This is a genomic window from Neiella marina, from assembly GCF_002165625.1.
GTDB classification, from domain to species: Bacteria; Pseudomonadota; Gammaproteobacteria; order Enterobacterales; family Neiellaceae; genus Neiella; species Neiella marina.
On sequence record NZ_NGNS01000004.1, the window covers coordinates 248,069 to 262,567 of the forward strand.

The following is a 14,499-nucleotide window of genomic DNA, read 5'->3' on the forward strand; positions in this document are numbered from 1 at the left end:
AGCTCAGTGGTAGAGCATTTCCACTCTCGCCAATTGAGCCTTGCCTCCTCTAAACACGACTTTGATATAGCGATACTGCTCATCTCCCTGATACGAGTAGAGTTTCGGCTTCCAGTAGCTGTAATAGGATTCGTTGTTAGCAAATGTTTGCGGCTTCACATTGAGCTCTGTCCAACTTTTACCGTCATGAGAGCCAACCAGAGCTAAATAAGAGAATCTTGTTTGCTCAAATGCATACAACAGGAATTTGTCGAGCTTGCCTGGAATTCGATATGTTGCTTCAGAGCCATAATCACCGGCAAGGCGATGGCGAATCTCCTTAAAACTTCGATCGCTGCCCGTTACCGGATGAATGGCTTTGCTGTCTTCGACCACGCCAAGATTTTTCATGGTGTCTATTCGCGCTAGCTGGCTAACTTTGATCGGTCCAACGGTGTTTGAATAACCAGAATCACCGGCACTGTTGATGGCCGAAACTCGATAGTAATAGCTATTGTCAATTTGCGCAGATTCATCATGGAACAACGGGAAATAAGGCACGTCAGCATCGGAAATATTGTAACCAACCCGCAGCCAAGGACCCTCAGTCGATTCAGACCGCTCGACGTTGTAGCCAGTAGCGCCCATCGAGCCTTGCCAGCTAATCGAATAAGCGTTGGCAATCGGCAATAATGTAGGCGCCAGTGGCTTAGAAATCGGAGGCACGTCAACACCTTGTATTTCAAACGCTTTGTTTCGATACATTTGCATCAAGCGTTGCTCATCATAGGCCTCACCGGACGGGAAGCCTGGCCAGTGGAAAGCCTTGAACAAGCCGGCTCCGAGTGGCTCAGAATGCCAATAGAAACCACCGTCTTTGCGGTGATGCCGCAGACTCCAAATGAGTGCCCCCATGACGTCTTGTTCAGCAATCACCTTATCTAACGCAGACTCAATGGCAGAACTGCTGGCAAAACCGAACTCACCAACCACATAGGCTTTGCGCCCCTTGATCAGATCGAGGTTGCGCTGAATATTGTGCGGAATAAGTGTGGTATCACGCTCGTAATGATGGGAAGTGACAATATCGATCGACCATTCATCCAGTGATTCTTCGCGCACCAGAGGGTAATCTAAATCATCACTAAACCAACCATCCATCACCAAATGATTACTGTCTTGCGATTTAATATAGCGAGTAATTTCTCGGGTCCAGCCCATCGGGCTGGTTAGTTCATTACCGGTTTCCCAGCACAAAATCGCTTTATCGTCTTTGTACTTAACTCCGGTAACGCTGTTGGTTCGATTCAAGGTGAATTCGATGGTTTTCTTGAAATCACTGATCAACTGCGGGTCAGTCCAAAAATCCTCCGCCGTCTTGCCGCGGAACTCTGCATAGTTGGGCCGTCCCCCCATCCACTGGCGATTATTCAACAGCGGAAAGATCACTCGAACGCCATACTCGTTAGCCAACGCCAACATCATGTCTGTGACTTTAAAGGCTTCCTCGTTAAACCGGCCCGGCCCCTCAACATAGGTTGGCGCTTCTTTTGGGAAATTATTATTTCTTACCGGAATGGTATAAATGCGCACCACCTGCCCGCCCATTTCTTTAATGGTGGCAAATACATCCCGCATTTCGTACTCATCAGGCAACTGATACGGGTTAGTCGTTGCGAACGACATTTCATCTTCTTGATAGTTGAGTGTCGGCACGTTGAACGAAATGAAGCGATATGGCTTGTTGCCATCCATCAACTGGTTACCATCAACCGTTATAAAATGTTCAAACCCCAACGCATGTAGGCTCACAAACGCAGTCACAACCGCTAGGGCTCTACCAAGTAGTTTTATCAAAACCTTCTCCTGTTAAATGATCCAGCTAAAGGTGGACATGAACCAACCTATGAACCGGTTCATCAAAAAGTGACTTTATGCTAGGAGGGACAACAACACAAACCGACTCTTACAAAGTGTTAAGCAGTTATCACACACAGCTGTGTAAGCTAGCTCAGAACTAACGCATCAAAAACAAACTAAAACTATAATAATCATTACGTTATTAAATATAAAAAGCGATTAAAAATACACTATAAGTTTCGCTTAGGAGCGACTTAAGAAGTTCCCAACTAATAACATAAGGAGCAAAATAGAAACTCTAAAATGTGATGTAATCGGTTACAAATATATTCCTTATGCTTTATCTTTCAGCACCTAATTCATGATTTACAACAATGCCGAGTGGTTCATGTCAGCTAAATCTCAGCTCTTATATTCGCTAATTCTCAGCATGTCGATTTCGGCTTGTGGCAGCAGTAGCTCTTCTCCTGAGCCAAAAGAACCAGAGTCGCCCATCGAACAACCGGAGCCAGAACCGCCCGTTGAGCCACCACCAGAACCAACAATTCCAGAACCTGAATTACCTAGCTATGTCGTGGTTGGTGATAGTGAATACCCATATTGCGGCGCAGACGATAGTGATCCCGATGGTGATGGCTGGGGTTGGACCGGTTCAGAGTCTTGTGTAGTTAGAAATTCAGCAGCGGATCCCGATGGCGATGGCTCCGGCATTCTTTCGCCTGTACCAGTAGCAGACATGCTGCTGACTTCGGAGTTGGTTAACCCGCTCGCCACATCAACAACCAAAGCCGTATTCGAATACCTACACAGTATTTTTGGCAAACAAATTCTCTCTGGCCAACAAGATTTGACCTGGAAAGACAGTACTGACATGTATCAACGGGTCATCAATGATACCGGCAAAGCACCTGCCATTATGGGCTATGACTTTATGAACTACGGCGTATTCAGCGGCGATGGCGGTAGTGGCAAGTCACAAACCGAAGAAGCAATCACTCACTGGCAGCGCGGTGGTTTGGTCACTTTTGCTTGGCATTGGCGCGACCCCAGTGGCGGCAATGGTTGGCCAGAGTTCTACACCGACCGTACAGAATTCCGCATCCCGATGGATGGCGACAGCCTCGATATGGATAGCGAAGCATTTGAACAAATGGAAGCCGATATTGAAATCATTGCCGCAGAGCTGCAAAAGCTACAAGCGCACGACATTCCTGTGCTTTGGCGACCATTGCATGAAGCATCTGGTGGCTGGTTCTGGTGGGGAGCTTCAGGCCCGCAAGCGCAAATCGCATTGTGGCAATACCTATACGACAAGCTCACCAACTATTACCAATTGAATAACCTCATTTGGGTTTGGAATGGTCAGCACGCCGATTGGTATCCAGGTGATGAATACGTCGATATCGCCAGTATGGATGTATACGCCACAGCGCAACAATACGGCGCTGAAGCTCATTCTTACGCTAGCGTTCAACAGTTTAGTCATCACAGCAAACTCATTGCGATGAGCGAAAACAACAATATGCCAGACCCCGACGCAATGGCTGAAGAGAACGCTTGGTGGCTGTATTTTACCGTTTGGAACGATGGATCAAGCGCTGAAGGTTTAACTGATCCAAACAATTTCTGGACCGGCGAGTACTACAACACGGCTGAGCACAAACAGCATGTTTATGGCCATGAACTGGTTATTACTCTTGATGAATTGCCGAGCTTCCAGCCTTCACCCAATTTCCCCTGAACGGGTTGCATGGCGAGCATGCTGTGCAGCCCGGTTTTGCCCCATTTACGGATAACAACATGTCAATAAATCATATCGTTAGGTCTGCGCAAAAATGCTGTTTAGCGCTAGCTGCTGCACTCTGTGTCAGTTCAGTTGCCGCGCAACAGCCTGCTGATTGGCCCATCATTACCCGAGATGGCGATCAACTCTTAGAAAACGGTAAACCATTTCGCTTTATGGGGTTTGCTGCACCCAACATTCATCAGAATGAAACTCAGCTGCTGGCAGACTATACCAATCGTTTCCCCGATGAATATGAAATCCGCGATATCTTGTCAGCCTTGCAGCGGGTTGGCTCACGTGCCACCCGAACCTTTGCATTGTCCGTTTACTCGCCAGAAGACAATGGGCTACCCGTTTATATTCAGGGCCATCGCGACTACAACGAAGAAGCATTCAAAGCCTTAGATCGCCTGTTGGCCTATGCGCCAGAATATGACGTTCGCATCATCATTCCACTGATTGCTTCGCAGCAATTTCCCGGCTGGCGTGGCGTCGACGAGTTTGCCGCGCTCTCAGGTAAAGGCGCTGGCGAGTTTTGGACCGACCCAGCGGTCAAAAAAGACTTCAAACATTTCCTCGATTTCGTTACCAACCGCGTCAACACAGTTTCCGGCCTACGTTACAAAGATGACCCGGCCTTGCTGGCATGGCAATTCGGCAATGAATTTACCAGTTACTGGCTCGATAGAAAGTTGCCTGAAGATGAGTGGCAACCGAAAATCGAAGCTTGGACGGTGGAAATGGCAGCCTACCTCAAATCCATTGATAACAACCACTTAATCATGGAAGGCAATGGTGGTCGCCGTGAGGTGTTTATCGACGATCCGAACATCGACATTATCAGCGAACATCTATACGAATACTGGAACAAGTGGGCCGGTAAACCTTGGCAGCTGGCACCGCTGGCCGAAGAAGTATGGCAGCAGACCAAAGGCAAGAAGCCACTCATCATCGATGAATTTGGTCTGGGAACGACCGAAAACATCGAAGCGCTAATGCAAACCATCGTTGATAGCGGTATGACCGGCGGCTTGATGTGGAGTATTCGAGGCCATCGCCGCGACGGCAGTTGGTACTATCACAATGAAGGCGGCACGTTCGTCAATAGCTACCATTACCCAGGCTTTGCAGCCGGTCGGGTGTATGAGGAGCAACGCACCCTAGATTTGGTGAAAAAGTACGCCTACAGAATCCGCCAACAGCCAATTCCAGCCAAGCTTGCACCGTCACCGGCGCCAGTTCTATTCCAGCAACTGGATGGCTTTACTTGGCGTGGCGCCACCGGAGCAGCCTACTACAGTATTGAGCGAGCCAGCTCCGAGCAGGGGCCTTGGCGAGTGATTGCCACTGGCTTACAAGACTCCATCGTCGAGGATGTGAAGAACTTTGAGTACACCAAAGCAGCGTCTGAGCCACTGGTGCTGTTTTACGATGTTGACGTTGAGCCTAACCAAACCTTGTTTTACCGCGTTCGCGGCCACAATATTGCAGGGGCTTCAGAGTACTCTCAGCCGCTGCAAGTAGTTTGGAAATAACCTTGTGGTGAAACAGTTAATCAAGATCATTAGTTTGGGGTTTGCAATGACTTATGCCATTGCAAGCCATGCACAAACAACAGCGCTCGTTGAACCGTCTTTGGCAACCGACAATCATGCTTCTGCTCGCCCCAACATTTTATTGATTCAAGTCGATGACATGGGGTTCGATGACTTATCCAGCCACGGCAATACCCAAGTCGACACACCTTCCATTGATGCGCTGGCAGCTGAGTCCGTTCGCTTCGGCCAATTTTACGTCAACCCACTGTGTGCGCCGTCAAGAGCCAGCTTGCTTACTGGTAGACACTTTCTTCGCACTGGCGTTTCGGGTGTTCATGGTGGCCGCGACTACATTCATCTCGATGAAACATTGGTGTCAGAGTTGTTGCAGCGAAACGGCTACGCAACCGGCATGTGGGGTAAGTGGCACAGTGGCAAATCTGATGGTTACTTCCCTTGGGATCGCGGTTTTGATGAAGCCTATTACGCCAGCTTGTACAACTATTTCGACAACAATGGCTTACTAAACGGGCAACAGATTAGTACCAAAGGCTCTGCCACCAAAGCGATTACCGACATGGCAATCGATTTCATCCAGCGCCACAAAAATCAGCCATTTTTTGCTTACGTTCCGTATATGGCACCGCATAACCCATGGCGTGCGCCAGCTGAAAGCATTGAAAAATACCTAGGCAAGGGGTTGTCATTTCCTGCCGCGAGCTTGTATGGAATGATTGATAATCTCGATGGCAACATCGGCCGCCTACTCGAAGAGCTCGATAAACAGCACCTTGCCGATAACACCATTGTGGTGTTCTTGAGTGACAACGGGCCGTGGATCAAAAGCTATCGATTTGGCTTAAACGATCAGGAATGGCAATTAAGAAATCCCAATGGTCGCAAAGGCCGCAAAGGTGACACCTGGGAAAATGGTGTTCGCTCGCCACTGTTTATTCGCTGGCCCGGCAAGTACCAGCCGCAACACATTGACAGCTTGAGTCAAGTCGAAGACCTGTTTCCAACCCTACTGGATTGGGCAGGAATTGCCGTACCGAAGGAGCTTGAGTTAGACGGCATCAGCCTAGTCGACGGCTTGGTAGATCCCAACAACTTTGTTGACAGCCGAACCTTAATCAATGCATGGGCATCACCACTGGTACCAGAGCAACAACATCACTCACTAGATTCCATTGGTTTCTATGCCCCATTGACGCCAAGATATCGCAACCAAATCCAATTTGACGCTCAGCGTCTGGCAATTCGCCAAGGCCAATACAAGTTGGTTCGCAATGAACAAATTGCCGGCCAGCATGCGTTGTTTGATATTGCCAACGACCCAAAAGAACAGCATAACCTACTGGCGAAGAAACCAGAGCTAACAAAGCATCTCAATGGCCAATTACAAGCTTGGTATCAGGGAATATTGGCTTCCCCCCGAGCCATGACTATGCCGGAATTCCAAGTTGGCTATCAGAATCGAATCACTAGCCAAGTGAACGCCTATGCGCCGGCGGATCTGAGCGATGATCTGATCAACAAGGATCACTTCCTAGCCAATTGGACACACCCGGGGCAATGGGCTTCATACAACACCAAGGTTCACACGGCTGGCAACTATCAGGTTTATTTGATCAGCAAAATGAAGCATCCCGCCGATCATACCTTCAAGTTGTCCGTTGGTAGCGACAGCGTCGAAGCTAGCTTGAAAGCAGGCTTCGCCAATCCGGTTGGGACCTTAATTCGCAACGAGAGTGCTTATTGGCAAGACTTTGACCGCTACGAAACCTTTAAACACGATATCCACAACAGTTACCTAGGTCAGATAGAACTCGGCCCGGGCAAAGCACAGCTGAAGTTAGAAATGACCGAGTTACGCAACCCGAAACAAGCGGAAATGCTTGATCAGGTGATTGCCATTCAATTGGTTGCCACCGAACAAAACTCACATGGAGCCGGTACAGACCATGATTAACACACCCCGTTTGCCGAAATTGCTGAGTTTGTTTGCATCGGTATTAGTGAACTTAACAGCTGCCAACGGTGCCTTTGCAGCCACAGAGCTAAAGGTCAGCGGTTTTATCTATCATGACCAAAACAACAACGGCACTATGGATTCAAGCGAACAAGGCATCGCCGGCGTCGCTGTTTCAAACGGTATTGATGTGAACGTCAGCGATGGCGATGGCCGCTATGAAATAACCTTAAATCACGGTCAAACACTGTTTGTCATTAAACCGAGTCACTTCGACTTACCAGCTGATAGCGACGGCTTTCACACCGCGTACTTCAACTATTTCCCAGAGGGCACGATAGAAACCGAGTACCAAGGTTTACAGCCCACAGCAGCTCCGGATCAACCCTTGAACTTCGGCCTGCAAACCAGCGACACCGGCGACTCTTTTAAAGTCGCCATGCTTGGCGATTTGCAAATGCGGATTCAGGAAGAGATCAACTATACCAATCGCTTGCTGACGCCAGAGTTATACCAACGCGATGATTTGGAATTCGCCGTAATGCTGGGTGATATTGCCGACGATAACTTGAATATTTTGGGCGGCACCCGCCAAATCACCAAATGGTTTAACATGCCAACCTATCCGGTATTCGGTAACCATGATCGCAACATGGAGCTGCCATGGCAGAACAATTTCACCAGCACCTTTAACCACCAGTTTGGCCCGGATTATTACGCCGTCAACTACGGCAAAGTCCACTTTCTCATGCTCAATACCGTTCAGCCATCTGACCAGGGGCATTACCGCGCGCGACTGTCGGAGCAGCAGCTTCGCTTTATCGAAAATGACTTACAGCATGTACCTGATGATCACTTGATCGTTTTCAGTCAACACATCCCCATCTACACCATCGAAAATGCAGATGAATTAATGGCGCTGGTAAACGACCGCCAACATGTGCTCGCAGTATCCGGTCACCGCCATATTCTTGAGCAGCAATTCGTACCCTATGGCCAAGGCTTGGAAATGCATGAAGTGGTTGCCGGTGCAGTCTGTGGTCTTTGGTGGGATGGCGAGCGTGACTGGAAAGGCATTCCTGTTGCCGTAATGGGAGGTGGAGCCCCCAAGGGATACTACGTGTTCAGCTTTGAGGGCAATCAGTATCAAATGGCCTACAAGGCGATGGAGTTACCCGCCGAAAAGCAGCTCAATATTTGGGTGTGGCAGCAAGATCGTGGCGACTGGTCAATGCAGCAGCCCAAAGGGTTCAAGGGCAACGAAGTGTTAGCCAATGTGTTTGCCGGATCAGCCAAAACCAATGTGATGATGCGAGTCGACAAGGGCAAATGGCAGCCGATGAAGAAAGTCATGCAACAAGACCCTTACATCGCCCGCATTATTCGCCATGAACAAGAAAAGATATTCCCAACTAAGGGCCAGATTCCATCCGGATTGAAAACGGAGCCTTCGCGGCATATGTGGTTGGGTTACTACCCAGAAAACCTAGCGCTGGGATCTCACATGGTTGAGGTGAAAGCACAAGATGAATTCGGGCTTGATGCCTATGAGGTTTCATTTTTTACCATTGGTTCATTTGACTAGGTCAATGCCAGCTTATGCCATCCGATTAAAAGATGGAGCACCAACATACGTTGCACTTCTCAAACTAGGTAACAGACATGTTTAAACGAACTTTACTCCTTTGCGCATTTTGCTTTGGCTGCACCGACGGCAAAGCACCCGTTAGTGATGCCACTGAAGCAGCAATAGAAAAGCCGAATGTGGTTCTGTTTCTGACTGACGATCAAGGCTGGGGGGACGTTGGTTTCAACGGCAATGAGGCACTTTCAACGCCTCACATCAACCAAATTGCCGAGCAAGGAGTTAGCTTTGAGCGGTTTTACGTAAACCCGGTCTGTTCGCCGACCCGTGCGGCCCTGTTAACCGGTCGCCAACCTTTGCGGACCGGCGTATTTAGCGTCACACGCGGTGGCGAAAAGATGCGCAGTGAAGAATTAACTCTTGCCGAGGCGCTGCAACAGCATGGTTATGCCACAGGATTGTTCGGCAAGTGGCACAATGGAGCTCAATACCCTCATGATCCCACTGGCCAAGGCTTTGATGAATACTTAGGCTTTGTCGACGGCCACCAGACGTTATATTTCGATGCCAAGCTGCTTCGCAATGGTGAGCCAGTTGAAACCTCCGGTTACATCGCCGATGTAACCACTGATGCTGCCATCGACTTTATCCAGCGTAATCATCAGCAACCTTTCTTTGCCTATGTGCCATTTAACACGCCTCACAGTCCGTTTGAGCTGCCGGACAACTATTTTCGCAAATACAAAGATCAGGGGCTGAGTGATTTAGATGCCTCGATCTATGGCATGGTTGAAAACATTGATGACAACGTTGGGCGAGTCTTAGCCAAGCTCGATGAACTCAACCTCAGCGACAATACCCTTGTCATATTCTTGTCCGACAACGGCCCTGCGTTTCCCGGCGGCAATAGTCGCTACAATGGCAACCTCAAAGGCCATAAAGGCCGGGTTGATGAAGGCGGTGTGCGGGTACCTATGTTTATTCATTGGCCCAACCACATTGAAGGCGGTCATCAAATCCAGTCCATTGCTCAACACATGGATATCTACCCGACAGTGTTAAGCTTGCTGGGGGCTAAACCCGACCCAGAGCGACCACTCGATGGTGACGACATCTCGCCGTTGTTGCTCGATAGCAAAGCTGATGACTCATGGCCCGACCGAACCATTTACACCAATCATTTTCGTAATACACGCCGAGAAAACGAGCAGGCCATTGCACCTTTTCCCGGCTCGATTCGCACCCAACAGTGGCTGGCAGTCTATGACTACGACGGTCAATGGTACTTGTTCGATATTCAGGCGGATCCTCAGCAAAGCCAAGATCTCGCCAACAGCAACCCATCGCAGCTAAATCGACTAAAAGCCGATTACATGACGTGGTACCACGAGCTCACCGCATCGCCGGTGCAAACCATCGCCATTGAGGTAGGACATGCCGTTCGGCCAGCAGTCACCCTCTCGGCCCATGAAGCTCATATCGAGGGCCAAGCCATTGACTATGCCTTTGAAGCTGGCTGGGCACATGATTGGAGCATAGTGCGACCGAATCAGGGACAAGCGCAGTTGAAGTGGCCAGTAAAAGTGGTATCAACAGGTTCTTACACTGTCATCATGGAGTACGCCACTCCCAACGGCGCGGCGGAGCTATCTGGTAGCTTGCAGTTAGCAAGCGCCAACTTATCACTGTCGAAATCACTGGCTCAGTATGCTGCCACGGAAGTACCTGGCAAGCGCTTGTATTACACCGATGAAGCACCCGACCTTCAATGGCGTTCAGTTGAGCTGGGCAAGTTGCAGCTCACGCGGCAATCCGGCGACTTACTGCTAAGGCCTGAGATTTCTGGCTCGGAACTGCACATCAAATCAATTCGCCTAGAGCGAGTTGATTAAGCGGCAGCGAATATCGATTCAAGGAACAGTATTTACAACATTTCAAGGTAATGACAATGAGACTCAGTTTGCTCAAACATTTAGCGTTGCTAACTCCCTGCTTTGCGTTGTCTGCTTGTAGCTCACCCCCCAACGCCATGGGGTCAGACACGATTGGCACTCAACGCCCCAATGTCATCATGATTTACACCGATGATATGAACTTCAAAGATGCCGCGGTATTTGGCGGCAAAGAAGTCATGACCCCCACTATTGATCGACTAGCCAATGAGGGAGCAAGGCTCGATCGCTATTATGTCAGTAGCCCAGTTTGTACTCCAAGTCGCTACAATTTACTCACTGGTCGCTATGCCTCTTACTCAAGTACTTTGCTTGAACGTTACCCAACGTCAGAGCCAGCATTTTTACGCTGGAATACTCACATTGAGGAAGGCGAAAACACCATTGCTGAGATGTTTCAAAACAGTGGCTACGTGACAGGCTTTGTTGGCAAATATCACAACTTTGAAAACGAAGCGATCCAGCTCCACAACGAGCTTGATGATGACCCTCGTGATCCAGAAGTTGCCGCCCGCATCGCCAAAAACTATCAGGATATGAAGTCGATCATTCAACAGTTGACCGGCTTCGATTACATGGAAAGCTTGTACTACAACAATCTTCACGCCATGGCCTTACCCGCCGAGATGCAACAACATAACCAAGAGTGGGTGACCCAAAGCGCGCTTGAATTTATTGATCAGAACCACGGCAAACCTTTCTACCTGTATATGGCGACTACCACTCCTCATGGACCGCCGCCAGTGGCTTCCATGAAGTCTGATCCACGCATCACCCCCGCAGGTTTTCTCGACCAAGCACCGCAAGTGCAAGCGTCGCGCGACAGTGCTTTTATTCGGGTGAAACAGGCCGGATTACCTGAAAGTGCAGCGGTGATGCTGTGGATTGACGATGCCATTCAAGCCTTGCTGGATAAACTCGAGCACCATGACTTACTCGACAACACCATGATCATCTTCGCCAGTGATCACAGTGGTAAGAACGGCGGTCGCGGCAAGATGACCAACTATGAGGGCGGCGTAAACACCCCTGCGTTTGTTTGGTGGCCAAAGAAAATTAGTCCGCAACAAGTGGATGGGCTGGTCAGCTCCGTCGATATTGTACCTACTATTCTAGACGCCACCGGCGTCAGCACCGAGCAACCACTTGATGGTCAGAGCATGTTGCCACTGCTGACAGGTCAGACCGATCAACTTCGTGATGATGCCTACTTAGAAATCACTTATACCCGAGGAGTAGTTACCGATCGCTGGAAGTACATTGCGGTTCGCTTCCCTTCTGATATCAGAGATGATGCTCGACAAAATCCAGGGAAGTACAATCAAGAAGGATTAACTCAAACCACCGATGCGCTAGCCGGTACCCTTCGTTCACGTTATCGCGCCCATGAACTTCACCCAGGCTACTTCGATTTCGATCAATTGTACGACCTGCAGAATGATCCCGACGAGCGCCACAACCTTGCTAATGATCCGGCTTACGCGGACGTATTGGCGGAGATGAAAGCAAGGCTCAAACAGCACGTTGCGCCTTTGCCGCATGCCTTTGGTGAATTCAAATAGCGCTGGCACCATAGTGCTAGTATTTTCTTGTGATCCCTGCCTTTTCGGCAGGGATTTTTTATCGGATTAATGCTGCCAAATAAGAACCTGCACTTCGCCACCTTCGGTGCGCGCAGCTCGGTACATGCCTTTAGTATTGAACGGCATAGCAATACACATCGCCAATAGATTGTGGAGTTTCATTGGAGATAATTCCCGAGGGATGGAAGCTAGGCATTAACGTAACGATTGATTATTCAAATAAAGATGACCAGAACACAAACAATCGGTCAAAAAAATCCCCGCACGAAGCGGGGGCGACATTATAAGTCCAAGGGGGGGAAGCAGTTAAAAAGGCTAGCTAGGGCTGCTTAAAGGATTCAATATTCGATGGTCCCGAGTGACCCGACTCATTAAAGGCAGTCACTCGATAAAAATAGGTGGTGCCAGCTTCTCGCGGCATTGGATCAGCAAACAGTACATCGGTAGCAGGATCAAAGCCGTTGCGGCCATCAGAGATACCATCACCGATAACTTGCCAAGGACCAGATTGACTGGTGGCTCGCTCAAAGCGATACCAACGACCAACGGGCGCCCCAAGCCATTTCAGGTTGTTGGGGGTGTCGATTGCTCGTAACGTCGGCGCTTGCGGAGCAGGCAATGGCATCACTGTATCGTCGCCGTTCATCTGTGCAATCGCGGTGCGAACCACATCAACCACCGCTTGCTCCTCGTTACGGAAACCTTCTGGGAAGCCAGGTAGGTGATAGCTGTAATGACCGGTGTATTCGCGGTGCCAGTAGAAACCACCATCATGGCGACGACCGCGGAAGCCCCAAATAAATGCACCTGCAGCTTTAGCGCCTTTGTATTCTTCATGCACAGCCGCTTGCATCACCGAGTTAAGGAACTCAGCAGATTCCAAACCGAATTCACCGACGAAATACACCTTTTTGCCATCAATCGCTCGCAAGTTCTTGCGCACTTCTTCTGGGTTATTGTTGTTATTAACCGTGTAGAAATGGTTTGAAATGATGTCGACGTTCGGATCAGTTTTCGAAAATTCGTTAATTTTTAAGTAAGTGCCATCCATCACCAACTGGTTTGGTGCCAGGCGCTTGATATGAGCAGCAGTTTCACGAACGAAAGCTTCAGTTGAGCCTTTCAATTCATTGCCGGTTTCCCATGCCATGATGGCTTTTTCTTGGTTGTATTTGCGGCCAGTAATGGTGTTGGTGCGGTGAATCACTTGCTCAATAATGTGTTGGTACGCCGCGTAGGTTTTGCTGCTGGTGTCGTAAAAGTCGTCTTCTTGTTCACCATAGAACGCGGCTAATTGTTCTCGTCCACCCCACCATTTCCAGTGATCGATGAATGGCAAAATCAATCGCAGACCGTGCTTGTCTGACAACGCAATCATGCGGTCATAATGAACCATGGCGACTTCATTGAGGCGCGGCATGCCATCTTTGCTTGTTGGCGGCAAAATGTGAGTTTCGCGCTCACAAGCTTCATCATATGGTGTAGCCACTGACAATACGTATACCCGCATTGCCTTGTGGCCAGTCAGTACCAACGACTGAATCCAGTTATCTTGTTCATCAGCCGTTGGCCATTGAAAATATTGCCCCCAACCACGTGGATCTTCTTTACACACGCCACGCGCATCATTTTCGATGCGGTGTAGTTCCGGGGCATGAATACCAGCAAACCGAAACACTTGATCGCCATCTTTTAATTGATGGCCATCACGGCTAATAAAGTGATCAAAAGCCAAGGTTGGCGCAGTCAATAAGGCTGCTAACGTGCCGACCAGCGCTTTCTTTCCAACACGGCCAAGGATCAATTTTTTCATACTTCTACCTTTCGTCGTTTAGTTATTTTTGTTGTGGATGCGATCAACTAGTTTGCTGATCTCCATCATCGCCCGACCATTGTGGTACGGCGCTTTCCAGCCTCCTGCTTTGTAGACTTCCGGATGATTGGCTTGATCGATTGTTGCCAACCAATGCCATTCGCCGAACTCCACATCCTTGTGGAAGTCACAGATAAACTGCCAAATGCTCTCGTACAGAGGGAGCAACTCTTCGTTACCATTGAGGTAATAAGCATTAAGGAAACCAACCAATGCTTCAGCCTGTGCCCACCAATGGCTCTCAGGGTGGTTAGTGCGCTTGACGCAATCAAACTGGTCGAGCACCTGACCACGCTCGCCAATACCTTCGGCCAATGTGGTATCCGCTAACTTCAACACCACTGGCGTTAAACGCTGTAACCGCTCTTCGT

9 protein-coding genes are annotated in these 14,499 nt (G+C 49.2%); 6 read left to right on the forward strand and 3 right to left on the reverse strand.

What is annotated here, in order from left to right:
• Positions 1-3: 3 nt before the first annotated feature.
• Positions 4-1,836, reverse strand: a complete 1,833-nt coding sequence (locus tag CBE68_RS05880; RefSeq protein ID WP_143824497.1) for a glycoside hydrolase 5 family protein — start codon at positions 1,834-1,836, stop codon at positions 4-6.
• 364 nt (positions 1,837-2,200) lie between these two features.
• Between CBE68_RS05880 and CBE68_RS05885 the strand changes: the two genes are divergently transcribed.
• The 6 genes from CBE68_RS05885 to CBE68_RS05910 all read left to right on the forward strand — a co-directional run bounded on the left by CBE68_RS05885 (position 2,201) and on the right by CBE68_RS05910 (position 12,234).
• Positions 2,201-3,580 (forward strand): glycosyl hydrolase, encoded by a 1,380-nt coding sequence (locus CBE68_RS05885; protein ID WP_229744656.1) that lies wholly within the window; start codon positions 2,201-2,203, stop codon positions 3,578-3,580.
• A 59-nt stretch (positions 3,581-3,639) separates the two neighbouring features.
• Positions 3,640-5,160, forward strand: coding sequence for a cellulase family glycosylhydrolase (locus tag CBE68_RS05890; RefSeq protein ID WP_143824498.1), 1,521 nt, complete (start codon positions 3,640-3,642; stop codon positions 5,158-5,160).
• Between the two features lie 4 nt (positions 5,161-5,164).
• Positions 5,165-7,135 carry an arylsulfatase gene (locus tag CBE68_RS05895; RefSeq protein ID WP_143824499.1) on the forward strand — a complete coding sequence of 657 codons (1,971 nt, stop codon included), beginning with the start codon at positions 5,165-5,167 and terminating at the stop codon, positions 7,133-7,135.
• Positions 7,128-8,720 (forward strand): calcineurin-like phosphoesterase C-terminal domain-containing protein, encoded by a 1,593-nt coding sequence (locus CBE68_RS05900; protein WP_158100505.1) that lies wholly within the window; start codon positions 7,128-7,130, stop codon positions 8,718-8,720. Before CBE68_RS05895 ends, CBE68_RS05900 begins: the two co-directional genes overlap by 8 nt.
• Before the next feature lie 77 nt (positions 8,721-8,797).
• The gene (locus tag CBE68_RS05905) at positions 8,798-10,612 is read left to right on the forward strand and encodes an arylsulfatase (RefSeq protein ID WP_087505129.1); all 1,815 of its coding nucleotides are present in this window, start codon (positions 8,798-8,800) and stop codon (positions 10,610-10,612) included.
• Positions 10,613-10,668: 56 nt separating this feature from the next.
• Positions 10,669-12,234, forward strand: coding sequence for a sulfatase family protein (locus CBE68_RS05910; protein ID WP_158100506.1), 1,566 nt, complete (start codon positions 10,669-10,671; stop codon positions 12,232-12,234).
• Positions 12,235-12,574: 340 nt separating this feature from the next.
• On the opposite strand, the gene CBE68_RS05915 is transcribed toward CBE68_RS05910, so the two are convergent.
• Positions 12,575-14,068, reverse strand: coding sequence for a glycoside hydrolase 5 family protein (locus tag CBE68_RS05915; protein WP_229744657.1), 1,494 nt, complete (start codon positions 14,066-14,068; stop codon positions 12,575-12,577).
• Between the two features lie 18 nt (positions 14,069-14,086).
• On the reverse strand, positions 14,087-14,499 hold a 413-nt coding region (locus tag CBE68_RS05920; RefSeq protein WP_198959875.1), incomplete at its 5' end, for an AGE family epimerase/isomerase.